This window comes from Streptomyces rimosus, assembly GCF_008704655.1.
Classification (GTDB): domain Bacteria; phylum Actinomycetota; class Actinomycetes; order Streptomycetales; family Streptomycetaceae; genus Streptomyces; species Streptomyces rimosus.
Window position 1 is genome coordinate 4,617,810 of the sequence record NZ_CP023688.1, and the last position, 22,543, is coordinate 4,640,352.

Genomic DNA, 22,543 nt, shown 5'->3' on the forward strand with positions numbered 1-22,543 from the left:
GAGCCTGCAACGGATGGGGAGGCAGGAACGACGGTGGCGGAACGGAGCACGGCTGCCGTCGACGTGGCCGACACGAGCGGTGAGCAACCGCTGACCGCCCAGGCGGGACAGGCTACGAACGACGGTGCGGAGGCCGAGAGCGTAACCGGCACGGACAAGGACACCGCACGCACCGGCGATCAGCGTGCCGCGGTGACCGACACCAAGCCGCCCGAACTGCACAGCGGCCACAAGCTCGCCAGACGCTACCGCCTCGAGGAGTGCGTCACCCGTCTGGACGGATTCAGCAGCTGGCGTGCGGTCGACGAGAAACTGCGCCGTGCCGTCGGCGTACACATCCTGCCCGCCGACCACCCACGGGCCCGCCCCGTGCTGTCCGCCGCCCGCTCCGCCGCGCTGCTCGGTGACCCCCGCTTCGTGCAGGTCCTGGACGCCGTCGAGGAGAACGACCTCGTCTACGTCGTGCACGAATGGCTGCCGGACGCCACCGAGCTGACCGCCGTGCTCGCGAACGGCCCGCTCGAACCGCACGACGCCTACCAGCTCGTCAGCCAGGTCTCCCAGGCCATGGCCGCCGCCCACCGGGAGGGCCTGTCCCATCTCCGGCTCAACCCGAGTTCGGTGCTGCGGACCGAGTCCGGGCAGTACCGCATCCGGGGCCTGGCGGTGATGGCCGCGCTGCGCGGCATCACCAGCGAGCACCCGCAGCGCACGGACACCGAGGCGATCGGCGCGCTCCTGTACGCCGCTCTGACCCAGCGCTGGCCGTACGAGAGCGACGCGTACGGCCTGTCGGGGCTGCCCAAGGACGTCGGCATGATCCCCCCGGACCAGGTACGGGCCGGCGTCCACCGCGGCCTGTCCGAGCTGGCCATGCGCGCGCTGGTCAACGACGGTGCCACCGCGTCCCGCCAGGAGCCGGCCTGCACCACTCCGGAGGAGCTGGCGAAGGCCGTCACGGCCATACCGCGCATCCGTCCGCCGGAGACGTCCTTCACCTCGCCGCCGCCCTACCAGCGCACCGGCTACCAGCAGGGCACGTACGGCCAGCCGCCGACGCGCGCCGGCGGGGCGTCGGCGCGGACCGCACCGGTACCCACCCCGCCACCACCGCTGCAGAGCCGTACCGGCCGCGCGCTGAAGTGGTGCGTCTCCGGCCTGCTCATCGCGGCGCTGGGACTCGGGAGCTGGCAGCTGGCCGACACCCTGTTGAAGAACGAGGGCCAGGACAACCAGGAGACCACGCAGCCGGAGAGCGGGACACAGCAGAAGAAGCCCGCGCCGAAGCCGATCGCGATCGACGACGTCACCGAGTTCTCGCCGCTCTCCAGCAGCCCCGTCGCCGGTCGGCATGATCCGCCGTCGAACGCCGTGGACGGAGACCCCAGTACCGCTTGGATCACCGGCGAGTTCAAGGGCTGGGCGAACTTCGGCAACCTGCCGGCCCGCAAGGACGGCAGCGGTCTCGTCGTCGACCTGGGGAGCGTGAAGGAGGTCTCCAGCGTCGAGGTCAGCATGTACCGGCCGGGCCACACGGCCGAAGTGCTCGCCGCCGACCCGTCCGCGTCCAGTCCGACCACCCTCGGCGCGTTCCCGCAGCGCCTGTCGAAGCTGGAGAAGTCGGGCAACACCTTGTCCGTGAAGCTCGACAAGCCCATAAAGACGCGTTACGTCCTGGTCCACGTCACAGAGTTGCCCAGCGAGGATTCGGGCGGCGGCTACCGGGGCGGCATTTCGGAGATCAAGGTCAGCGGCTGACCCCTTCGATCGCTTTTCGCCGGTCCTGGAGCCGAAGAAGTGAATGGACCGGCAAGGACAATCCGGTGGGCGCTTTCGCGACCACCGGAATAAAGAGACAGCAGTCGGGCTCTGGCCGGTTCATCGGCCAGAGCCCGGTTTGCGAATACAGCGCTGTTCAGTTCCAGCGGGTGCAGTAGACCTTGTTGTTTCCGTAGTATCCGCAGGCACGCACCGAGTATCCCGGGCCGTCGTTCTGCAGCTTGTTGTTCGCAATCGCGGCAGTGTCGCCGGGGTCGAGGGTGAAACGCCGCTTCTGGACCAATCCCTTCCAGGTCTTCCCTCCGTTACGGGATACATCCATCCAAAGCGCCCCCTCACTGTCGCTGTCGTTCGCCGTCATGCCGGCCATCGTCCAGTCATGGCCGTCGCCGCACCGGTAAACGAGCAGCTTCACCGTGGCATGACCGCCGTAGGTCTTCGTGGTCAGCGTCTTGCGGTGGCTGCAGCTGCCCTTGGAATACGCGGACGCCGAAGCCGGCATCGCGCCGAGGGCGATTATCGACGCCACCGCAATCAACAGCAGACGCTTGAGGTTCCTCATGAAAAGCTACTCCTGAAACTTTCTCCGCCGACGAGAAACTGAGACATGGATGTCCGACCGGGGCCGCATTCAACGACTCCGGCGGAATAATCGGCACTCATGATCGTTTCAGTTCGTTCAGGCCTCGGCAAGTCAGCCGATAAGCGCCCTTTCATGGCGCCGAAGTGACAGCAGACCGCAACGTGTGAACCACAGGCTGCACACCTGGCCGGTAACCCGGTGCAGCACCTCACCGACGTTTACTTTCGCAGCGTGGCGGGCTTCAATGGAGCCACATATCCGCTGACCGCGCGAGCAGGGGGACCTGTGGGGCCTGAGACAGGCGGCTCTGACGTGGCGAGCGATGGAGACCTCCTCGCACGCCACGTGGCCGGCGACCCCGACGCCTTCGGCGAGCTGGTCCGGCGGCACCGCGACCGGCTCTGGGCAGTGGCCCTCCGTACCCTCGGCGACCGGGAGGAGGCCGCGGACGCCGTCCAGGACGCACTCGTCTCCGCCTACCGCGCCGCCCACACCTTTCGCGGCCAATCGGCCGTCACGACCTGGCTGCACCGCATCACGGTCAACGCCTGTCTTGACCGGGCCCGCAAGGCGGCCTCCCGGCGTACGTCTCCGGTAGCCGAGACGGAGCGTTTGGAGCAGCTGCTGGAGCCGCACGAGTCCGCCGCCGTACCGGCCGAGCGACAGGATCTCCACCGGGAGCTACTCCGTGCGCTGCGCACGCTGCCCGAGGAACAACGTGCCGCCCTGGTCCTCGTTGACATGCAGGGATACCCGGTGGCCGAGGCGGCCGCGATCCTCGACGTGCCCACCGGGACGGTGAAAAGCCGTTGTGCGCGAGGCCGGGCACGATTGCTGCCGATGCTCACCCATCTGCGTTCGGAAGAAGGGGATAGCAGACCCGTCAGCCGGGGAAGGAACCGGGCGCAGGGGACATCCGTCCCAGAGGCGGCAGGGCCGAAGGACACAGATGCCGTGAAGGGCGGAGGTGGGCGCTCGTGACTTCGACGACCGACACGGACGAGCACCCGGAGGTCTCCGAGATCTCCGCGCTCACGGACGGTCTGCTGTCGCCGTCCCGCACCGCTGATCTACGCGATCACCTGGCGTGCTGTGAGCTGTGCGAGGACGTACACGCCTCCCTGGAGGAGATCCGGGGACTGCTCGGCACGCTCCCCGGGCCCGCTCGTATGCCGGCCGATGTGGCGGAACGCATCGATGCGGCGCTGGCGGCCGAAGCGCTGCTCGACTCGACCGCACCGGACCAGGACCCCGATGTTTCACGTGAAACGCCGGAGGTTACGGTCGCGGCCGTTTCACGTGAAACCGAAACAGCACCGGCCGCGTCGCCTTCCGCGCCTGTCACCCGGCCGTCCGGACACCCCCGGGCCGCCACCGGTCCGGGCCGCCAGGCGCCTGGAGCCCGATCCCGGAGCCGCCGCTGGCCGAGGGCGTTGCTCGGCGCCGCTGCCGCCGCGGCGGTCCTCAGTGTGGGCGGAGTCATCATCCAGAACATCGGCTCCGGCGGCGGGCAAGGCAATACGCAGAAGCAGCACGCCGAAACGGCAAAGCAGGGCGCCGGTGCCGCCTCTGTCCTGACGTCCGCCACCCTGGAAACGCGGGTCCACGACCTCCTCACCTCCTCGGGCAGCAAGAAGACGCCGGACGTCGGCACGCAGAGTTCCCCCGACTCCCCGCTGCGCGGCGCGACGGACACTGTTCCCTCCTGCGTCCAGCGGGGCACCGGACGGACCGAGGCCCCCTTGGCCTCCACCCGCAGCTCGTACGAGGGCCAGGACGCGTACCTCGTCGTTCTGCCGCACCCCACCGACCCCAGCCGCGTCTCCGCCTACGTCATCGCGTCCTCCTGCGTCTCCGCATCGCCGCCGGCGCCGGGGAAGGTGCTGCTGACCCACTCGTACCGGCGAGACTGAGCCGGCGGCGAGGGCGCCGGGGCACCACGGGAATGCCTGCCCCGTAGGATCCGTTGGGTGGGGTGAGAGTTCACCGAGAGCCCCAGCAAGCAGTCGGCAGAGACAAGGAAGACACCCGTGAGCGACGTCCGCAACGTGATCATCATCGGCTCCGGGCCCGCGGGCTACACCGCCGCGCTCTACACCGCCCGTGCCTCCCTGAAGCCGCTGGTTTTCGAGGGCGCCGTCACCGCCGGTGGCGCGCTGATGAACACCACCGAGGTGGAGAACTTCCCCGGGTTCCGCGACGGCATCATGGGCCCCGACCTGATGGACAACATGCGTGCCCAGGCCGAGCGCTTCGGCGCCGAGCTGGTGCCGGACGACGTGGTCGCGGTCGACCTGACCGGGGAGATCAAGACCGTCACCGACACCGCCGGCACCGTGCACCGCGCCAAGGCCGTGATCGTCACCACCGGCTCGCAGCACCGCAAGCTGGGCCTGCCCCGCGAGGACGAGCTGTCCGGCCGCGGTGTCTCCTGGTGCGCCACCTGCGACGGGTTCTTCTTCAAGGACCAGGACATCGCCGTGGTCGGCGGCGGCGACACCGCGATGGAGGAGGCCACCTTCCTCTCCCGCTTCGCCAAGTCGGTCACGATCATCCACCGCCGTGACACGCTGCGCGCGAGCAAGGCGATGCAAGAGCGGGCCTTCGCCGACCCGAAGATCAGCTTCGTCTGGGACAGCGAGGTCGCCGAGATCCACGGCGAGAACAAGCTTTCCGGCCTGACGCTGCGCAACCTGAAGTCCGGCGAGACCTCGGAGCTCCCGGTGACCGGCCTGTTCATCGCGATCGGCCACGACCCGCGCACGGAGCTGTTCAAGGGCCAGCTGGAGCTGGACGACGAGGGGTACCTCCAGGTGGAGTCCCCCAGCACCCGGACGAACGTCACGGGCGTCTTCGCCGCCGGCGACGTCGTGGACCACACCTACCGCCAGGCGATCACCGCGGCCGGCACCGGGTGCTCCGCTGCCCTGGACGCGGAGCGGCACCTCGCTGCCCTCTCGGACAGCGACGACGTGCCCGAGCCGGAGAAGACCGCCTCCGCCTGAACCCCGCCCCGACGCCCCCAACCCCACCCAGTAAGGAGATTGCCATGGCCGGTGCCACGGTGACCGTGACGGACGCCAACTTCGAAGAGGTCGTCCTCAAGAGCGACAAGCCCGTACTCGTCGACTTCTGGGCCACCTGGTGCGGCCCGTGCCGCCAGATCGCCCCGTCGTTGGAGGCCATCGCCGCCGAGCACGACGAGATCGTCATCGCCAAGCTGAACACCGACGAGAACCCGACCACCACCGCCAAGTACGGCGTCATGTCGATCCCGACGATGAACGTCTACCAGGGCGGCGAGGTCGTGAAGACCATCGTCGGCGCCAAGCCGAAGGCCGCGCTGGAGCGCGAGCTGGGCGACTTCCTCGCCTGATCGCATGCCGCGTGCCACGCGAACGGGCCCACCCCTTCGGGGGTCGGGCCCGTTCGCGTTGTGCGGGTGGCCCTCACAGCGGGCGCAGGGCGGGCTCCTTCTGGACCGCGCCCAAAAGGCGGTCGAGAGCCAGCTCCACGTCTTCCTTCCAGGAGATCGTGGTGCGCAGCTCCAGTCGCAGCCGCGGGAAGCGGGGGTGCGGGCGTACCGTCTTGAAGCCGACGGCCAGGAGGTGGTCGGCGGGGAGCACGCATGCGGGCTCCTCCCATCGGGCGTCACCGAAGGCCTCAAGCGCCTTGAAGCCACGGCGGATCAGGTCCTTCGCCACTGTCTGCACCATCACCCGGCCCAAGCCCTGCCCCTGGTAACCGGGCGTCAGCCAGCCCGTCAGGAGTTGTACGGCGTCGGGGGAGACGGGGCTCGTGGGGAAGGCCGTGGAGCGCGGCACGTACGCGGGAGGGGCGTACAGCACGAAGCCGACCGGGACGTCGTCGACATAGACGACGCGGCCGCAGGAGCCCCATTCGAGGAGAACAGCCGAGATCCACGCCTCCTTCTCCAGCTCGGGCCGGCCCGCCCTTACTGCGGCTTCCCCGCTGACGGGGTCCAGCTCCCAGAAGACGCATGAGCGGCAGCGCTTGGGGAGATCCGGAAGGTTGTCCAGCGTGAGCGGTACGAGCCGACGGCCCATGAAGACAGGTCCTCACTTCCCTCGCCCGCCGCACCGCGCGATGCCGTCCGCAGCTCCCGCTCCGTGAGCAGGCCACCGACGAAACCGCCGACTGCTCCGAGGCCGAAGCCCGCTGCCACCAGTCCGGTGCGGCTCACCGTTCGCATGGCTTACTCCTCGTTGTGGGGGTTTCCCCGTGGATGTGCGCCATACCCGATCGCATCGTATCCACGGTCCGCGTACGCGGGTACCGCCACACAGCAAAGGGCGGGCCGTGTTCCGCAATCCGCTCGGAACAGGGCCCGCCCTCGGGGCCGGACGGCTCGGGCCGGTCAGTCCTCGTCGCCGTGCTCCTCGTCGAGGCTCTTGTCGAGCACCCGCCCCTCGCCGGGGGCGAGGGTGCCGAGAATGCGCTCCAGGTCGTCTATCGACGCGAACTCGACGACGATCTTGCCCTTCTTCTGTCCCAGGTCGACCTTCACCCGGGTCTCGAAGCGATCGGAGAGCCGGGAGGCGAGGTCGCTCAGGGCGGGGGACACCCGGGTTCCGGCCCGCGGCTTCTTCGCCTTGGAACCGCCGGCGGGCTTGGCGCCCATGAGCGTCACGATCTCCTCGACCGCACGCACCGACAGCCCCTCGGCCACGATGCGGTGCGCCAGCCGGTCCTGCTCCTCCCCGTCCTCCACGGAGAGCAGGGCGCGGGCGTGCCCCGCGGAGAGCACCCCGGCGGCGACGCGTCGCTGAACGGACGGTGAGAGCTTCAGCAGCCGCAGGGTATTGGACACCTGCGGGCGCGACCGGCCGATGCGGTCGGCCAACTCGTCGTGGGTGCACTTGAAGTCGCGCAGCAGCTGGTCGTACGCGGCGGCCTCTTCGAGAGGATTGAGCTGTGCCCGGTGGAGGTTCTCCAGCAGCGCGTCCAGCAGCAGCTTCTCGTCTTCGGTCGCGCGGACAATGGCCGGGATCTTCTCCAGGCCGGCCTCGCGGCAGGCCCGCCAGCGGCGCTCGCCCATGATGAGCTCGTACCGCTGGGGTCCGGTCTGCCGGACGACCACCGGCTGCAGGAGGCCGACTTCCTGGATGGAGGTGACCAGTTCGGCGAGGGCGTCCTCGTCGAAGACCTCGCGTGGCTGCCGTGGGTTGGGCGTGATCGCGTCGAGAGGCAGTTCGGCGAAGTGCGCGCCGGCGACCTCCTGCGCCCCGTCCGTGGTGGCTTCCTCCTCCTGCGGCTCATCCGTTTCACGTGAAACGGCCTTCGCCGCGATCGAGGTGACCTTTGCCGCCGCTACGCCCCGGTCCGCTGTCAGGACCGGCACCGCGGACGGCGATGTCGTGCCCCGGCCCACCGCGGGAGCGGCGTTGTCCGCGGCTTGCGGTGCCGCGGGGATCAGCGCACCGAGCCCACGGCCTAGTCCCCTGTTCCGTCGTTGGCTCACTGGTTCCCCTCCGACATGCTGTGCTGTGGTTCGTAGTTCACGTTGAGGCCCTGCAGCCCGGTGCCGTTCCCGGCCGCTCCGCGCAGGGCGATCTCCCGGGCCGCCTCCAGGTAGGAGAGCGAACCGCTGGAGCCCGGGTCGTAGGTGAGGACCGTCTGTCCGTAGCTGGGCGCCTCGGAGATGCGTACCGAGCGGGGGATGCTGGTGCGCAGCACCTCGTTGCCGAAGTGGTTGCGCACCTCGTCCGCGACCTGGGAGGCCAGCCGGGTCCGGCCGTCGTACATGGTGAGCAGGATCGTCGACACATGGAGCTTGGGGTTGAGGTGCCCGCGCACCAGGTCGACGTTGCGCAGCAGCTGGCCGAGCCCTTCCAACGCGTAGTACTCGCACTGGATGGGGATCAGCACCTCGGCACCTGCCACCAGGGCGTTGACGGTCAGCAGGCCGAGCGAGGGCGGGCAGTCGATGAGGATGTAGTCCAGCGGCTGTTCGTACGCCTTGATGGCCCGGTCCAGCCGGCTTTCACGGGCCACCAGCGAGACCAGTTCGATCTCGGCGCCGGCCAGGTCGATCGTGGCGGGCGCGCAGAACAGCCCCTCCACGTCGGGCACGGGTACCACGACGTCGGACAGCGGCTTGCTCTCCACCAGCACGTCGTAGATCGATGGGACTTCGGCGTGGTGGTCGATACCGAGGGCCGTGGAGGCGTTGCCCTGCGGGTCGAGGTCGATGACCAGGACACGGGCTCCGTGCAAGGCAAGGGAGGCGGCGAGGTTGACCGTGGTGGTGGTCTTACCGACCCCGCCCTTCTGGTTGGCGACCACCATGACCCGGGTTTCCTCGGGCCGGGGCAGTGGTTCTCCCGTTCGGCCAAGCGTCTGTACCGCCAGCTGAGCTGCACGACCGATCGGGGTGTCGTCCATCGGGGACGGCGTTTCACGTGAAACGTCATCCCCGAGCGACTCGCTACGGGGACCGGGGACCGGATCGGTCATCGGTCCCGCGATGTTGGCGTCGGACCGCAAGGATTCACTCTCCTCGACATCAGGCTCGCAGTGCTCTGAGCCTGCCATGCTTTCGGTGTCGTGAACCAGTGAGGTCCGCTCTCCTGTGGATGAACCCGCTTCTGTGGATACATCCGTGACCTGTGTGGGTCTACGGTTACGCGGGTCGGCAGCTGCGCGACCACGGCTGATGATTCCATGCAGCAGAGAACGACGTTTCACGTGAAACACGATGACAGCGCCGCGTCCGTTTTGTACGCGACACTCCGCTTTATGTCGTTTTGTTAGTTTTCCCGGGCTATCCGCCGTACTCCCGGGGCTCGCTCAGCGCCGCCGCCCCCTCGATGCCCGGCTGGGCCGGGCCGCCTTGGCGCGCTTGGCCGCGAAGCGCACACCGCCCGGGCTCTCGCCGACCTCCACCCGCACCACGGTCGACATCGGGTCCACGATCCCCTCACCGACCTGGACCACCGAGGTTTCCACGACACCGAGCTTGCCCAGAGCGGCACGGGCGCCCTTCAGCTCCTCCTCGGCGGTGTCGCCCTTGAGCGCGAGCATCTCGCCGTACGGCCGCAGCAGCGGGACACCCCATCCCGCCAGCCGGTCGAGCGGTGCCACGGCTCGCGCGGTCACCACATGGACCTGCGGGAGCTTGCCCATGACCTCCTCGGCCCGGCCGCGTACCACCGTCACGTGGTCCAGCCCCAGCAGCTCGACGACCTCCTGGAGGAAGTTCGTCCGGCGCAGCAGCGGCTCCAGCAGCGTGATCTTCAGGTCCGGGCGCACCAGGGCCAGCGGAATGCCCGGGAGTCCCGCGCCCGAGCCCACGTCGCAGACGGTGACGCCCTCGGGCACCACCTCGGAGAGCACCGCGCAGTTCAGCAGGTGCCGCTCCCACAGCCGCGGCACTTCACGCGGTCCGATCAGTCCTCTGCGTACGCCCGCGTCGGCGAGCAGTTCCCCGTAGCGCACGGCCTCCGGGAACCGCTCACCGAACACCTCGCGCGCCACATCCGGCGCCGGTGGGAGCTCCGCTGCTGCGTCCGTCACGGGAACCGCCTTCCTCTGGACTGTTATCAGGCTGACAAGACATGGCCCCGCCTGCGAGTACAGACGGGGCCGGATAGATCAAGGGCTGTTCGGGGCTCGGGCCGTCAGGCCGGGAGAACCACCACACAGCGCTGGGGCTCCTCGCCCTCGGACTCGCTGCGCAGCCCGGCCGCCGCGACGGCGTCGTGCACGACCTTGCGCTCGAAGGGCGTCATCGGCTTCAGCTTGACCGGCTCGCCGGTGCCCTTGGCCTCCTCCGCCGCCTTCGCGCCCAGCTCCGCGAGCTCCTCGCGCTTGCGGGCCCGGAAGCCTGCGATGTCCAGCATCAGGCGGCTGCGGTCACCGGTCTCGCGGTGCACCGCGAGGCGGGTCAGCTCCTGCAGCGCCTCCAGCACCTCACCGTCCCGGCCGACCAGCTTCTGCAGGTCGCGGCTGGTCGAGTCGCTGATGATCGACACGGCGGCGCGGTCGGCCTCGACGTCCATGTCGATGTCGCCGTCGAGGTCGGCGATGTCCAGCAGGCCCTCGAGGTAATCGGCCGCGATCTCACCCTCCTGCTCCAGGCGGGTCAGGGTGTCGGTGCCCTCGGCGGCCGGGGTCGTGTCCGTCACGGAAGGACTCCTTCTTACTTCTTGGACGGGTGCTTGGGCCGCTGCTGGCCCTTGCGCTGTCCGGACTTGGCGTTACGGGAGCCGGAGGCGGAGGAACCGCCCTTCGGCTTGCTGTCCTGCGGTGCGTTCTTCTCCAGGGACTGCTTCTGCGAAGCGTCCGCGTCGGAGGCACCGGAAGCGCTGGAGCCGGCCCCCGCGCGGGTGCGCCGGGGCTGCTGGCCGCCGCCCGCCGGCCTGCCACCGGTCTGCTTGCCGGTGGTGGGCTGGGTCTGGCGCCGGGACTTGCTCTGCCGCTTGGGCTGCTGCCGGTTCTGGCGCGCCTCCTCGGCGGCCTTCCTGGCCTCGACCTCGGCCGGGTCCTCCTTGAGCTTGCCCTTGGCCCGCAGCCGCTCCTGACGCTCCTGGAACGCCTTGCTGCCCGGGGTCGGGTTGCGGCGGATGACGAACATCTGCTGGCCCATGGTCCACACGTTGGTGGTCAGCCAGTACAGGAGGACACCGACGGGGAAGCCGGGGAAGCCGATGCCGAAGACGGCGAACATGACCGGGAAGACGTACATCAGCATCTTCTGCTGCTGCATGAACGGCGTCTTGACCGTCAGGTCGACGTTCTTGGTCATCAGCTGGCGCTGCGTGTAGAACTGCGAGGCCGACATCAGCACGATCATGATGACGGTGACCACGCGCACATCGGTGACCGAGGCGCCCAGCGACTGGATCTTCTCCGGCGTGTCCAGGAACTTCGCGGCCAGCGGGGCGCCGAAGATGTGCGCCTTCTGCGCGCTCTCCAGCAGCGACTGGTTGATGACGCCGACCGTCTGGTTGTTCGCGATGTGGCTGAGGACCTGGTACAGCGAGATGAAGAAGGGCGACTGCGCCAGGATCGGCAAGCAGCTGGAGAGCGGGTTGGTGCCCGTCTCCTTGTACAGCTTCATCATCTCTTCGGACTGACGCTGCTTGTCGCTCTTGTAGCGCTCCTGGATCGCCTTCATCTTCGGCTGGAGCGCCTGCATGTTCCGCGTCGACTTGATCTGCTTCACGAAGAGCGGGATCAGGCAGATACGGATCAGCACCACCAGCGAGACGATGGACAGACCCCACGCCGCGCCACTGTTCTCGTCGAAGATGAGGCTGTAGAACGAGTGGAACTGGACGATGATCCAGGAAACTGCGTAATAGAGAGGACTGAGGATCGTGTCCACGAATCAGGCTCCTTGGGCGGTGGGCTGAGTCTCAGGCTGTGCGGCAGGCTCAGGGACGGTGGACCCGCCCAGGCGGCTTCTCAGCCGCCGATGCCAGACCGGACGCTTCCGGGGTGGTACGTGGTCGACGCCACCTGGCGACCACGGGTTGCAACGCAGGATGCGCCAAGCCGTCAGCGCGGTCCCTTTCACGGCGCCGTGCCGGTCGATGGCCGTATAGCCATAGTGGGAGCACGACGGGTAGTACCGGCAGACCGGACCCAGCAAGGGGCTGATGGTCCACTGATACAGCTTGATCAACAGCAGCAGCGGGTACTTCATCGCGGCAACCTCCCCTGACCTTCGGTTGGGGGATCTCCACCCAGCAGCCGCTGCAGCGCGGTGTCCAGGTCGCGGGCCAGCTGGTCGTGACCCGCATCACCCGCACCGGGCAGCGCCCGTACGACAACCAGGCTACCGGCGGGCAGCCGGTCCAGCCGGTCGCGCACCAGGTGGCGCAGCCGGCGCTTGACCTGGTTGCGGACGACGGCACCGCCGACGGCCTTGCTCACGACGAAACCCGCACGCGCCGGGGGAGGGCTCTCCCCCGCTGCGTGCGGGTCCGTTGCACCGCTGCGTAGGTGGACGACGAGGAGCGGGCGCCCGGCCCTGCGTCCCCGGCGTACCGCGGTCGCAAAGTCCTCGCGCCGCCTCAGCCGATGCTCGGTAGGCAGCACGTCATGGACCTAGCTCAGGGCTCAGGCCGACAGGCGGGCGCGACCCTTGCCACGGCGGGACGCGAGAATCGCGCGGCCGGCACGGGTGCGCATACGCAGGCGGAAGCCGTGGGTCTTCGCGCGACGGCGGTTGTTCGGCTGGAAGGTGCGCTTGCTCACTCGGGGGCTCCAGAGATGCTTGGTGTCTCCGGGGAGACAGGTGTGGGGCGTCGACTGGCTGTCACCGTGCGCCCACGAGTAGCTCGCAACGCCCGAGTGCACCGCTACTTCGATCACTAGAGCGCGATCTTTGCCCATCGGAGGCAGGCGGCAGCAGCCATCGACAACTCGACCTGGTTACGGTACGCGCGGCGGCGTCATCCGGTCAAACCGGCCCTCGGTCGGGACACACTGTGCACAGCCTGTGGACAACAACTTGAATCACCACGGTCGCCCTGACTACCGTGGGTCAACTCCGATTCCTTCCCGCCCGTCCTGAGAATCACACATTCGTGGGACCTGTGAGAGAGCGTGCTCTGTGGCTGACGTACCTGCCGATCTTGCCGCAGTGTGGCCACGTGTACTTGATCATCTGCTGCGGGCGGAGAGCGACAGCCTCAAGCCGAAGGACCAGGACTGGCTGAAGCGGACCCAGCCGTTGGCGCTGGTGGCCGACACGGCCCTGCTGGCGGTGCCCAACGAGTTCGCCAAGGGCGTGCTGGAGGGCCGGCTCGCGCCGCTCATCGGTGAGGCGCTGAGCCACCAGTGCGGCCGCCCGATCCGGATCGCGATCACCGTCGACGACTCCGCCGAGGAACCGCAGCCCCAGCAGCCGATGCCCTCGGCCCCGCCGTCGTCCCCCGGACAGCAGCAGCGCCACCAGCCTCAGCAGCAGCACGACGCGTACGGCGGCTACGACAGCCGGCAGAGCGACGGCTACGACAACCGCCAGGGTTACGGGCACCAGGACGACGACCTGCCGCACGTACGTCCCGCGTATCCGGAATACCAGCAGCAGCACCAGCAGCCCCGGCACGATCCCGGCGCCTGGCCGCAGCAGCACTCCGGGATGGACGGCCAGGGCGGCCCCGGCCCTCGTGAGGACTACGGGTGGCAGCAGCAGCGCCTCGGTGGCTTCCCCGAGCGCGACCCTTACGCCACGCCGCCCCCCTCACACGTACAGCAGCAGCACTCCCAGCGGTCACAGGGTGACTACCGTTCGTCGGCGCCCGAGCACGGCGGCGCGCCGCAGCACCAGCACCCCGAGAGCCACTCCCCGTACGACCAGCAGCCGCCGCAGCGTCGTGACCTGGCCGAGCACCAGCCGCCGGCGCACATCCAGAACCCCGGACCGGGCGGGATGACGGCGCCCAGCGGCGCCCCCGGCCCGCTCGCCGCGCAGCCCGCGCCCGCGACCGGCCCCGGCGAGCCGACCGCGCGTCTGAACCCGAAGTACCTCTTCGACACCTTCGTCATCGGCGCTTCGAACCGCTTCGCGCACGCCGCCGCCGTGGCCGTGGCCGAGGCGCCGGCCAAGGCGTACAACCCGCTGTTCATCTACGGCGAGTCCGGCCTCGGCAAGACGCACCTGCTGCACGCGATCGGGCACTACGCGCGCAGCCTCTACCCGGGCACCCGGGTGCGGTACGTCAGCTCGGAGGAGTTCACCAACGAGTTCATCAACTCCATCCGCGACGGCAAGGCGGACGCGTTCCGCAAGCGCTACCGCGACATGGACATCCTGCTCGTCGACGACATCCAGTTCCTGGCCAGCAAGGAGTCGACGCAGGAGGAGTTCTTCCACACGTTCAACACGCTGCACAACGCGAACAAGCAGATCGTGCTGTCCTCGGACCGGCCGCCCAAGCAGCTGGTGACCCTGGAGGACCGGCTGCGCAACCGCTTCGAGTGGGGCCTGATCACCGACGTCCAGCCGCCCGAGCTGGAGACCCGGATCGCGATTCTGCGCAAGAAGGCCGTGCAGGAGCAGCTCAACGCGCCGCCTGAGGTACTGGAGTTCATCGCCTCGCGGATCTCGCGCAACATCCGCGAGCTGGAGGGGGCGCTGATCCGCGTCACCGCCTTCGCCTCCCTCAACCGCCAGCCGGTGGACCTGGGCCTGACGGAGATCGTCCTGAAGGACCTGATCCCCGGGGGCGAGGACGCGGCGCCCGAGATCACCGCGACCGCCATCATGGCCGCGACCGCCGACTACTTCGGGCTGACCGTGGACGATCTGTGCGGATCCTCGCGCAGCCGCGTCCTGGTGACGGCCCGGCAGATCGCGATGTACCTGTGCCGTGAGCTGACGGACCTGTCGCTGCCGAAGATCGGCGCGCAGTTCGGCGGACGCGACCACACGACGGTGATGCACGCCGACCGCAAGATCCGGGCCCTGATGGCCGAACGGCGCTCCATCTACAACCAGGTGACGGAGCTGACCAACCGCATCAAGAACGGCTGACGCGGCCCCGACAAGGGGCTGCCGGAGCTTCGAGGGCGCCCCGGGACGTACGCACTCCCGGGGCGCCCTTTCGTCGTTCATACGGCGGGCCGCTCACCTGTGGGTGCGGGGAGCCAACGCCGTACGGAGGGGTTCTCGCCGTAGGAGGAGCACAGAGGCCGCCCACAGCCGCCGTACGACCGCCCCGAAGCCCCCCAAAACCGCGCCCACGCGGCTGCTCCGACCACGCCGCGCCCCCGCTCACCACCATCCCAACCCTGTGGAAGGCCCCGCCTCTGTTCGATTCCGTGTCAGGTCACGGCTGTGCTCCACAGATTGGCCAAGAATCTTCCGTCCACACGCTGGGGACTGCGAAGTTATCCCTGTGAAGTCCACAGGCGGGCTGGTCGCGGAAGTATCTGCCCAGGTCAGGGCCGTGTGGATTTGTGGCTAACACTCATCCACAGGGTGTGGACAGAAGATCGCTCCACAGCGGGCGGGTCGCGTTGTCCACGGGCCGCCCACAGGCGCGCCGCCCTTGTCCCCAAGTTCTCCACACCCCTGTCCACTGTTCGGCAAGGTGACACCCGGGCTCACCGGGGCGAGTGAAAGGCATCACACCAAGGTGCCGGATTGGGCTGTGGGGAACCTGGGTAAAGCTGGGGACAGGGCTGGGGAGAAGTAGGGGTCCCCTGTGCATCGGGTGTGCATGAAGGACGCCGGTCCACAGATGAGGCCGGTTGTCCACGGCTGCCGCCCACAGGGCCGGTGGACAAAGAAACCGCGTTGACCTGCACAGATTCAGTTGTCCACGGTTTCCACAGGCCCTACTACTACGACCACAGATAGCTACCGGTGAACTCGTTTCGAATCGGGTGCTGTGCACAACTTGGGGATCGGTCGTCCGACGCGTCTCGACCCGACTTGACCCCGAGCAGCAACGGCTGTCGGTGACGTACGTCAGACTGGTCTCCGGCGACCCAGCCGACGAAGAAGGCCAGCAGGGCGTAAGCCAGCAACAGCAGGAGGCGGTTTCCGGTGAAGATCCGGGTGGAGCGCGATGTACTCGCGGAGGCAGTGGCCTGGGCGGCCAAGAGCCTCCCGGCCCGTCCGCCGGTGCCCGTCCTCGCGGGCCTGCTGCTGAAGGCGGAGGAGGGCAGCCTGAGCCTCTCCGGCTTCGACTACGAGGTCTCCGCGCGCGTGTCCGTGGAAGCGGAGACGGAGGAAGAGGGGACCGTCCTGGTCTCCGGCCGCCTGCTGGCCGACATCTGCCGCGCCCTCCCCAACCGCCCGGTGGAGATTTCCACCGACGGTGTACGGGTCACCGTCGTCTGCGGCTCCTCGCGCTTCACCCTCCACACGCTTCCTGTGGAGGAGTACCCGGCCCTGCCGCAGATGCCGACCGCCACCGGCACCGTGCCCGGTGAGGTCTTCGCCGCTGCCGCCGCCCAGGTCGCCATCGCCGCCGGCCGTGACGACACCCTCCCGGTGCTCACCGGTGTGCGCATCGAGATCGAGGGCGACACCGTCACCCTGGCCTCCACCGACCGCTACCGCTTCGCCGTGCGCGAGTTCCTGTGGAAGCCGGAGAGCCCGGACGCCTCCGCGGTGGCGCTGGTGCCTGCCAAGACGCTGCTGGACACCGCCAAGTCCCTCAGCAGCGGCGACAGCGTCACCCTGGCGCTGTCCGGCTCGGGCGCCGGTGAGGGCCTGATCGGTTTCGAGGGGGCGGGCCGCCGTACGACCACGCGGCTGCTGGAGGGCGACCTCCCCAAGTACCGCACGCTCTTCCCCACCGAGTTCAACTCGGTCGCCGTGATCGAGACCGCCCCGTTCGTCGAGGCCGTCAAGCGTGTGGCGCTGGTCGCCGAGCGGAACACCCCGGTGCGCCTGAGCTTCGAGCAGGGTGTGCTGGTCCTGGAGGCCGGCTCCAGCGACGACGCACAGGCTGTGGAGCGGGTGGACGCGGACCTGGAGGGCGACGACATCTCCATCGCCTTCAACCCGGGCTTCCTCCTGGAGGGCCTGTCGGCGATCGACTCCCCGGTGGCCCAGCTGTCCTTCACGACCTCCACGAAGCCGGCGCTCCTGAGCGGCCGCCCGGCCAAGGACGCCGAGGCGGACGACGCGTACAAGTACCTGATCATGCCGGTGCGCCTGTCCGGCTGATCCCCACAGGCTGTGGACGGCTGCCCGCGGTTTCCGCCGCCGGCAGCCTGCCGGAAGCCACCCGCCCCTGGCGCGCGCCGTCGGCTCGTGTCGGGGGCGGAGCTGTTTGCCGTAGGTACCGGGCCGGTGCGTGGGCACTCGTACGGGCGAGCAGGCCGGTACGAGTGGTTACGGGGCGCGACGGAGCGGCTGGTGCGTCTGTCAGGTCCAGGCACATCAGCCAGGGCCGTGCAGGCACGCCTGAGGCGGTTCTGCCGCGATCAGACGCCGTCGGCAGCCGGCTCCCGCGTCGCCCCGTAAACCGGGGAGAACGCGGTCAGCAACGAAAACCCGCACGTCCCGGGCCCGGTGCGGGTCACCCGCCGCCGGTTGTCCACAGCTGTGGGGGCCGCGCCGCCGCGTCGTGGCTTCGCGCGTAAACTCGACGGGTAGGTCGGGGATGTGCCGTAACGCAACGTAAGGGGTACTGATGGAGCTCGGTCTCGTCGGTCTCGGCAAGATGGGCGGCAACATGCGCGAGCGCATCCGCCGCGCAGGCCACACCGTCATCGGATACGACCGCAATCCGGACCTGGCTGACGTCCACAGCCTCAAGGAGCTGGTGGACGGTCTCAAGGGGCCGCGTGTGGTGTGGGTCATGGTGCCCGCCGGCGCCGCCACCCAGTCCACCATCGACGAGCTGGGCGAGCTGCTGTCCCCCGGCGACGTGGTGGTCGACGGCGGCAACTCCCGCTGGACCGACGACGAGAAGCACGCCGAGGAGCTGCGCGCCAAGGGCATCGGCTTCGTCGACTGCGGCGTCTCGGGCGGCGTCTGGGGCCTGGAGAACGGCTACGCGCTGATGTACGGCGGCTCCTCGGAGGACGTCGCCAAGGTGCAGCCGATCTTCGACGCGCTCAAGCCGGAGGGCGAGTACGGCTCGGTGCACGCCGGGAAGGTCGGCGCCGGCCACTTCGCGAAGATGGTCCACAACGGCATCGAGTACGCCATGATGCAGGCCTATGCCGAGGGCTGGGAGCTGCTGGAGGCGGTCGACTCGGTCACCGACGTGCGCGAGGTCTTCCGTTCCTGGCAGCAGGGCACGGTCATCCGTTCCTGGCTGCTGGACCTGGCGGTCAACGCGCTGGACGACGACGAGCACCTGGAGAAGCTGCGGGGCTACGCCGCCGACTCCGGCGAGGGCCGCTGGACCGTCGAGGCCGCGATCGACAACGCCGTACCGCTGCCCGCGATCACGGCGTCGCTCTTCGCGCGCTTCGCCTCGCGCCAGGAGGACTCGCCGCAGATGAAGATGATCGCGGCGCTGCGGAACCAGTTCGGCGGCCACGCGGTCGAAAACGTGAAGAAGTAAGCAAGCAAACAGTCCGGTAGAGAAGTCCGGTAGCCGGGGGAGGTCGGCGCGCCACATGCATGTATCGCATCTCTCGCTGGCCGACTTCCGCTCGTACGCCCGGGTCGAGGTCCCGCTCGACCCGGGCGTCACCGCGTTCGTGGGCCCCAACGGGCAGGGGAAGACCAACCTCGTCGAGGCGGTGGGCTATCTGGCCACCCTCGGCAGCCACCGGGTCTCCTCGGACGCCCCGCTGGTGCGGATGGGCGCCGAGCGGGCCATCGTGCGGGCCGCGGTCGTCCAGGGCGAGCGGCAGCAGCTGGTGGAGCTGGAGCTGAACCCCGGCAAGGCCAACCGGGCCCGTATCAATAGATCGTCGCAGGTCAGACCGCGTGACGTGCTGGGGATCGTGCGGACGGTGCTGTTCGCGCCGGAGGACCTGGCGCTGGTCAAGGGCGATCCGGGGGAGCGCCGCCGCTTCCTGGACGAGCTGATCACCGCCCGGTCGCCGCGGATGGCGGGCGTGCGCTCGGACTACGACCGGGTGCTCAAGCAGCGCAACACGCTTTTGAAGAGTGCGGCGCTGGCACGTCGGCACGGCGGCCGTCAGATGGATCTGTCGACCTTGGACGTATGGGATCAGCATCTGGCGCGGGTCGGCGCGGAGCTGCTCGCCCAGCGACTGGATCTGATCGCCACGCTCCAGCCGCTGGCCGACAAGTCGTATGAGCAACTGGCGCCGGGCGGCGGCCCGCTGTCGATGGAGTACCGCGGCTCGGCGGGCGAGGGCCTGGGCGGTGTCTCGACGCGTGAGGAGCTGTACGGGCTGCTGATCGAGGCGCTCGGCGCGGCCCGTAAGAACGAGATCGAGCGCGGGGTGACCCTGGTCGGTCCGCACCGCGACGACCTGCTGCTCAAGCTGGGCCAGCTGCCCGCCAAGGGGTACGCGAGCCACGGCGAGTCCTGGTCGTACGCGCTCGCGCTGCGCCTGGCCTCGTACGACCTGCTGCGCGGTGAGGGCAACGAGCCGGTGCTGGTGCTCGACGACGTGTTCGCGGAGCTGGACAGCCGGCGGCGGGAGCGGCTGGCGGAGCTGGTGGCGCCCGGCGAGCAGGTGCTGGTGACCGCGGCGGTGGACGACGATGTGCCGGGCGTGCTGTCCGGGGCCCGGTTCGCGGTGTCGGAGGGCGTGGCGGAGAAGGTCACGCCGTGAGCGGACGACGGAGTCGGTGATGAGCGGCGAGCATCCGGACCGTCCCTCCGAGGAGCCCTCGGAGCGGCCGCCCGGCGCCGACCAGCCCAAGCCCCCGGAGCTGTCCGGGATCGATCTGGCCCGACAGGCGCTGGTCGCCGCCAAGGAGCAGGCGCGGGCGCGGGGCGCCGCCGCGCAGCAGAAGAAGCAGGCGCGCCGCGGCGGCCTGCGGTCCGGCGCGCGCGCCGACGGGCGCGATCCGCTGCCGCTGAGTGCGGCGATCAACCGGCTCATCACGGAGCGCGGCTGGGAGACCCCGGCCGCGGTGGGCGGCGTCATGGGGCGCTGGCCGCAGCTGGTCGGCCCGGAGGTGGCGCAGCACTGCGAGCCGCAGCGGTACGACGAGGAGGCGCGCGTGCTGACCGTGCAGTGCGACTCGACGGTGTGGGCGACGCAGCTGCGGCTGCTGGCGCCGCAACTGGTGGCCCGGCTGAACCAGGATCTGGGCCAGGGCACGGTGAAGATGATCAAGGTGTTCGGGCCGGGCGGACCGGCGCGGCGGTACGGGCCGCTGCGGGCGCCCGGGAGCAAGGGTCCGGGTGACACGTACGGCTGAGGTGTACGGGTGGGGCGGGTGAGACTCCGCTCACCGTAGCCGGAGGTTGACAGCCCGAAGCGCTGAACGCCCTCTAGAGCGTCCTGGGGGCCCGTCGCAGATATGGGGAGTCGGCCAACGGCACTTCAGGGCGGCACATGACGACTCAGGCGCCCGCAAACCCCCACTAGTGTCGGCGCTACCGGTAGACTGGTAGCAATCCCGCCCACTCGCGGAACATGTCGAACGACGCAGCCGCCCTGCTTCTGATGGAAGGCGGCTCGTGCTGTGCCAGAAAGGGCGCTTCGTGGCCGACTCCGGCGACCTCAACGAGAACAACACGGCTTCTACTGAAGAGGGGGTTCCTGCCGGCGCCAGTGGCGACTCTCCGGAAGAGAAGTCGTACGACGCCAGCGCGATCACCGTCCTTGAGGGCCTGGACGCGGTCCGTAAGCGCCCTGGTATGTACATCGGCTCGACCGGCGAGCGTGGTCTGCACCACCTCGTGTACGAGGTCGTCGACAACTCCGTCGACGAGGCGCTGGCCGGGCACGCGGACACCATCGACGTGACGATCCTGCCGGACGGCGGCGTGCGCGTCGTCGACAACGGCCGCGGCATCCCCGTGGACATCGTGCCGTCGGAGAAGAAGCCGGCCGTCGAGGTCGTGCTGACGGTGCTGCACGCGGGCGGCAAGTTCGGCGGCGGCGGTTACGCGGTCTCCGGTGGTCTGCACGGCGTCGGTGTCTCCGTCGTCAACGCGCTGTCGCAGAAGGTGTCCGTCGAGGTCAAGCGGGATGGTTACCGCTGGACGCAGGACTACAAGCTCGGTGTGCCGACGGCGCCGCTGGCCCGTAACGAGGCCACCGACGAGACCGGTACGACGGTCACGTTCTGGGCCGACGGCGACATCTTCGAGACGACTGAGTACAGCTTCGAGACGCTCTCGCGCCGCTTCCAGGAGATGGCGTTCCTCAACAAGGGCCTGACGATCGCGCTGACCGACGAGCGCGAGGCCCATGTGGACGAGGAGGGCAAGCCGCTCACGGTCAAGTACCACTACGAGGGCGGCATCGTCGACTTCGTGAAGTACCTGAACTCGCGCAAGGGCGAGGTCGTGCACCCCACGGTGATCGACATCGAGGCCGAGGACAAGGAGCGGATGCTCTCGGTCGAGGTGGCGATGCAGTGGAACACCCAGTACACCGAGGGTGTCTACAGCTTCGCGAACACGATCCACACCCATGAGGGCGGCACTCACGAAGAGGGCTTCCGCTCGGCGATGACGGGTCTGATCAACCGTTACGCCCGGGACAAGAAGCTGCTGCGGGAGAAGGACGACAACCTCACGGGTGAGGACATCCGCGAGGGTCTGACGGCGATCATCTCGGTCAAGCTGGGTGAGCCGCAGTTCGAGGGCCAGACCAAGACGAAGCTGGGCAACACCGAGGCCAAGACCTTCGTGCAGAAGGTGGTCCACGAGCACCTGGCGGACTGGCTCGACCGTAACCCGAACGAGGCCGCGGACATCATCCGCAAGGGTCTGCAGGCCGCGACCGCGCGGGTGGCGGCCCGCAAGGCCCGGGACCTGACCCGTCGCAAGGGGCTGCTGGAGACGGCGTCGCTGCCCGGCAAGCTGTCGGACTGCCAGTCCAACGACCCCACCAAGTGCGAGATCTTCATCGTCGAGGGTGACTCCGCCGGTGGCTCGGCCAAGTCCGGCCGTGACCCGCAGTACCAGGCCATCCTGCCGATCCGCGGCAAGATCCTGAACGTGGAGAAGGCGCGGGTCGACAAGATCCTGCACAACAACGAGGTGCAGGCGCTGATCTCGGCCTTCGGTACCGGGGTCCACGAGGACTTCGACATCGAGAAGCTCCGCTACCACAAGATCATTCTGATGGCGGACGCCGATGTCGACGGCCAGCACATCAACACCCTGCTGCTCACCTTCCTCTTCCGCTTCATGCGGCCGCTGGTGGAGGCCGGTCACGTCTACCTGTCCCGCCCGCCGCTCTACAAGATCAAGTGGGGCCGGGACGACCACGAGTACGCCTACTCCGACCGGGAGCGCAACGCCCTGATCGAGCTCGGCAAGCAGAACGGCAAGCGGATCAAGGACGACTCGGTCCAGCGCTTCAAGGGTCTGGGCGAGATGAACGCCGAGGAACTGCGGGTGACGACGATGGACGTCGACAGCCGGGTGCTCGGCCAGGTCTCGCTGGACGACGCGGCGCGCGCCGACGACCTGTTCTCGGTGCTGATGGGTGAGGACGTCGAGGCCCGGCGCTCCTTCATCCAGCGCAACGCCAAGGACGTCCGCTTCCTCGACATCTGAGCCCTGTCGGCCCTCCCCCGCCCGCCGGCGGGGACCGCAGCAGCCGCAGCTCGAAAGGATTTTGAACAGC

21 protein-coding genes are annotated in these 22,543 nt (G+C 69.0%); 11 read left to right on the forward strand and 10 right to left on the reverse strand.

The window, feature by feature from the left end; translation table 11 throughout:
- Positions 1 to 33 precede the first annotated feature (33 nt).
- Entirely contained in the window at positions 34 to 1,758 is a 1,725-nt protein-coding gene (locus CP984_RS19550) for a protein kinase family protein (protein ID WP_003978877.1), read from the forward strand.
- A 157-nt stretch (positions 1,759 to 1,915) separates the two neighbouring features.
- Here the strand turns inward: CP984_RS19550 and CP984_RS19555 are convergent, their stop codons facing one another.
- On the reverse strand, positions 1,916 to 2,341 hold the full coding sequence (locus tag CP984_RS19555; protein ID WP_003978876.1) for a hypothetical protein: 426 nt from the start codon (positions 2,339 to 2,341) through the stop codon (positions 1,916 to 1,918).
- A gap of 306 nt (positions 2,342 to 2,647) precedes the next feature.
- Here CP984_RS19555 and sigM point away from each other — a divergent pair, with 306 nt between their 5' ends.
- The 4 genes from sigM to trxA all read left to right on the forward strand — a co-directional run bounded on the left by sigM (position 2,648) and on the right by trxA (position 5,738).
- Positions 2,648 to 3,343, forward strand: coding sequence for an RNA polymerase sigma factor SigM (gene sigM / locus CP984_RS19560; RefSeq protein WP_003978875.1), 696 nt, complete (start codon positions 2,648 to 2,650; stop codon positions 3,341 to 3,343).
- Entirely contained in the window at positions 3,340 to 4,275 is a 936-nt protein-coding gene (locus CP984_RS19565) for an anti-sigma factor family protein (protein WP_003978874.1), read from the forward strand. Before sigM ends, CP984_RS19565 begins: the two co-directional genes overlap by 4 nt.
- A 117-nt stretch (positions 4,276 to 4,392) precedes the next feature.
- On the forward strand, positions 4,393 to 5,367 hold the full coding sequence (trxB, locus tag CP984_RS19570; RefSeq protein WP_003978873.1) for a thioredoxin-disulfide reductase: 975 nt from the start codon (positions 4,393 to 4,395) through the stop codon (positions 5,365 to 5,367).
- Between the two features lie 44 nt (positions 5,368 to 5,411).
- A complete protein-coding gene (trxA, locus tag CP984_RS19575; RefSeq protein ID WP_003978872.1) occupies positions 5,412 to 5,738 on the forward strand; it encodes a thioredoxin in 327 nt (108 codons plus the stop codon).
- Between the two features lie 73 nt (positions 5,739 to 5,811).
- On the opposite strand, the gene CP984_RS19580 is transcribed toward trxA, so the two are convergent.
- The 9 genes from CP984_RS19580 to rpmH all read right to left on the reverse strand — a co-directional run bounded on the left by CP984_RS19580 (position 5,812) and on the right by rpmH (position 12,586).
- A complete protein-coding gene (locus tag CP984_RS19580; RefSeq protein WP_003978871.1) occupies positions 5,812 to 6,429 on the reverse strand; it encodes a GNAT family N-acetyltransferase in 618 nt (205 codons plus the stop codon).
- A gap of 311 nt (positions 6,430 to 6,740) precedes the next feature.
- Complete coding sequence (locus CP984_RS19585) at positions 6,741 to 7,844, reverse strand: ParB/RepB/Spo0J family partition protein (protein WP_030178678.1); 1,104 nt, start codon at positions 7,842 to 7,844, stop codon at positions 6,741 to 6,743.
- Entirely contained in the window at positions 7,841 to 8,917 is a 1,077-nt protein-coding gene (locus tag CP984_RS19590; protein WP_078575355.1) for an AAA family ATPase, read from the reverse strand. Before CP984_RS19590 ends, CP984_RS19585 begins: the two co-directional genes overlap by 4 nt.
- Before the next feature lie 255 nt (positions 8,918 to 9,172).
- Entirely contained in the window at positions 9,173 to 9,898 is a 726-nt protein-coding gene (rsmG, locus tag CP984_RS19595; RefSeq protein ID WP_003978868.1) for a 16S rRNA (guanine(527)-N(7))-methyltransferase RsmG, read from the reverse strand.
- 104 nt (positions 9,899 to 10,002) lie between these two features.
- The gene (locus CP984_RS19600) at positions 10,003 to 10,509 is read right to left on the reverse strand and encodes a Jag family protein (RefSeq protein WP_003978867.1); all 507 of its coding nucleotides are present in this window, start codon (positions 10,507 to 10,509) and stop codon (positions 10,003 to 10,005) included.
- Between the two features lie 14 nt (positions 10,510 to 10,523).
- The gene (gene yidC, locus CP984_RS19605) at positions 10,524 to 11,711 is read right to left on the reverse strand and encodes a membrane protein insertase YidC (RefSeq protein ID WP_003978866.1); all 1,188 of its coding nucleotides are present in this window, start codon (positions 11,709 to 11,711) and stop codon (positions 10,524 to 10,526) included.
- 3 nt (positions 11,712 to 11,714) lie between these two features.
- Positions 11,715 to 12,032 carry a membrane protein insertion efficiency factor YidD gene (gene yidD, locus CP984_RS19610; RefSeq protein ID WP_003978865.1) on the reverse strand — a complete coding sequence of 106 codons (318 nt, stop codon included), beginning with the start codon at positions 12,030 to 12,032 and terminating at the stop codon, positions 11,715 to 11,717.
- Complete coding sequence (gene rnpA, locus CP984_RS19615) at positions 12,029 to 12,427, reverse strand: ribonuclease P protein component (protein ID WP_030178682.1); 399 nt, start codon at positions 12,425 to 12,427, stop codon at positions 12,029 to 12,031. Before rnpA ends, yidD begins: the two co-directional genes overlap by 4 nt.
- 21 nt (positions 12,428 to 12,448) lie before the next feature.
- A complete protein-coding gene (gene rpmH, locus CP984_RS19620) occupies positions 12,449 to 12,586 on the reverse strand; it encodes a 50S ribosomal protein L34 (protein ID WP_003949374.1) in 138 nt (45 codons plus the stop codon).
- Between the two features lie 358 nt (positions 12,587 to 12,944).
- On the opposite strand from rpmH, the gene dnaA reads away from it, so the two are divergent.
- The 6 genes from dnaA (at position 12,945) to gyrB (ending at position 22,473) form a co-directional block, all read left to right on the forward strand.
- The gene (gene dnaA, locus CP984_RS19625) at positions 12,945 to 14,870 is read left to right on the forward strand and encodes a chromosomal replication initiator protein DnaA (RefSeq protein WP_078575354.1); all 1,926 of its coding nucleotides are present in this window, start codon (positions 12,945 to 12,947) and stop codon (positions 14,868 to 14,870) included.
- Between the two features lie 1,017 nt (positions 14,871 to 15,887).
- The gene (gene dnaN, locus CP984_RS19635) at positions 15,888 to 17,018 is read left to right on the forward strand and encodes a DNA polymerase III subunit beta (protein ID WP_003978862.1); all 1,131 of its coding nucleotides are present in this window, start codon (positions 15,888 to 15,890) and stop codon (positions 17,016 to 17,018) included.
- Positions 17,019 to 17,487: 469 nt separating this feature from the next.
- Entirely contained in the window at positions 17,488 to 18,369 is an 882-nt protein-coding gene (gnd, locus tag CP984_RS19640) for a phosphogluconate dehydrogenase (NAD(+)-dependent, decarboxylating) (protein WP_003978861.1), read from the forward strand.
- A 55-nt stretch (positions 18,370 to 18,424) separates the two neighbouring features.
- Positions 18,425 to 19,561 (forward strand): DNA replication/repair protein RecF, encoded by a 1,137-nt coding sequence (recF, locus tag CP984_RS19645; RefSeq protein WP_003978860.1) that lies wholly within the window; start codon positions 18,425 to 18,427, stop codon positions 19,559 to 19,561.
- Between the two features lie 19 nt (positions 19,562 to 19,580).
- Entirely contained in the window at positions 19,581 to 20,156 is a 576-nt protein-coding gene (locus tag CP984_RS19650) for a DUF721 domain-containing protein (RefSeq protein WP_003978859.1), read from the forward strand.
- A gap of 262 nt (positions 20,157 to 20,418) precedes the next feature.
- A complete protein-coding gene (gene gyrB / locus CP984_RS19655) occupies positions 20,419 to 22,473 on the forward strand; it encodes a DNA topoisomerase (ATP-hydrolyzing) subunit B (protein ID WP_030178687.1) in 2,055 nt (684 codons plus the stop codon).
- Positions 22,474 to 22,543 lie beyond the last annotated feature (70 nt).